Genomic DNA, 1,453 nt, shown 5'->3' on the forward strand with positions numbered 1-1,453 from the left:
GACCACGTCGGCGAGGGCGCGGGCGGTGTCTTCGCCCACCACGGTCCAGACGGCCGCGGGGTCGGGCGCGGTGCGGGCGGCCGGGGCCGTCCAGTCCAGCTCGTACAGTCCCTGCCGGTCGGGGGCTCCGACGGTAGAACCCTGGAGGTCACCGGTGAGTTCGCGCAGCACGAGCGAGCCGATCGAGGCGACCGGCCGGCCGGCCGGGTCGGCGAGCGACAGGCCCACGGCCTCCGGGCCCTCCTGGACCATGCGCACGCGCAGGGCGGAGGCGCCGACGGCCTCCAGGCGGACGTCGGTCCAGGAGAAGGGCAGCCGTCCGGCGTCCTTCATCGGCACGAACATCACGGCGTGCAGCGCGGCGTCCAGCAGCGCCGGGTGCAGGTCGAACGCCTCCGGCGCCGGGTCGGCGTCGCCGGGCAGCTCCACCTCGGCGAAGACCTCATCGCCCCGGGTCCAGACCGCGGACAGGCCCTGGAACAGCGGGCCGTAGAGGTGGCCGCGGTCGGCGAACCGCTCGTAGAAGCCGTCCAGGGAGACCGGCTGGGCGTTCTCCGGCGGCCAGACGGTGAAGTCGTACGGCGTCGCGGCGGGCTCGTCGGCGGGCGTGAGCAGGCCGCTGACGTGCAACGTCCAGGGGGTCTCCGGGTCGGCGTGCTCGCGGCGGCCGTGCACCGTCAGCTTCCGGGCGCCGGAGGCGTCGGGCGACTCGACGCGGACCTGGACCTGGACACCGCCGCGTTCGGGCAGGGTGAGCGGCGCGAGAATGGTCAGTTCGCCGACCTGTTCGCAGCCGACGCGGGACCCGGCGTGCAGGGCCAGGTCGAGGAAGCCGGTGGCCGGGAACAGCGCGGTGCTGGTGAGGGCGTGGTCCCTGAGCCAGCCGTGGTGGCCGAGGCCGAGCCGGCCGGTGAGGACGCAGGTGTCGTCCCCGGCGAGCTGCACGGCCGCGCCCAGCAGCGGGTGCTCGGCGGAGCCCAGGCCCGCGGAGGCCACGTCGCCGAGCAGGGCGGGCGGACGGGGCCAGAACCGGCGGCGTTGGAAGGGGTAGGTGGGCAGTTCACCCGTGCGGGCTCCGGTGCCGTCGAACACCCGGGCCCAGTCGACGTCGACGCCCTGGGTGTAGACCCGGGCGAGGGCGTCCAGCAGGGCCCCGGGCTCGTCCCGGTCCTTGCGCAGGGCGGGCACGAGCAGGGTTCCCGCGTCGTCGGCGTCCTCGGAGTCCGCCAGGGAGGCGCCGGCCATCGCCGTCAGGGTGCCGTCGGGGCCGATCTCCAGGAAGCGGGTGACGCCGGCTCCGGCCAGCGCCCGCACGCCGTGCGCGAAGCGGACCGCCTCGCGCACGTGCCGCACCCAGTACTCGGCCGACTCCAGCTCGCCGGGCTCGGCCGGCCGGCCGGTGACGTTGTAGACCACCGCCATGCGCGGCGGTGCGTAGGCGACGCGCTCGGCG

The 1,453-nt window shown here is 76.0% G+C and carries 1 protein-coding gene; it reads right to left on the reverse strand.

Going from position 1 to position 1,453, the window contains the following annotated elements:
• On the reverse strand, positions 1 to 1,453 hold a 1,453-nt coding region (locus ACYVE9_RS26660; RefSeq protein ID WP_461030460.1), incomplete at both ends, for a polyketide synthase dehydratase domain-containing protein.

The organism is Streptomyces sparsus (assembly GCF_054776295.1).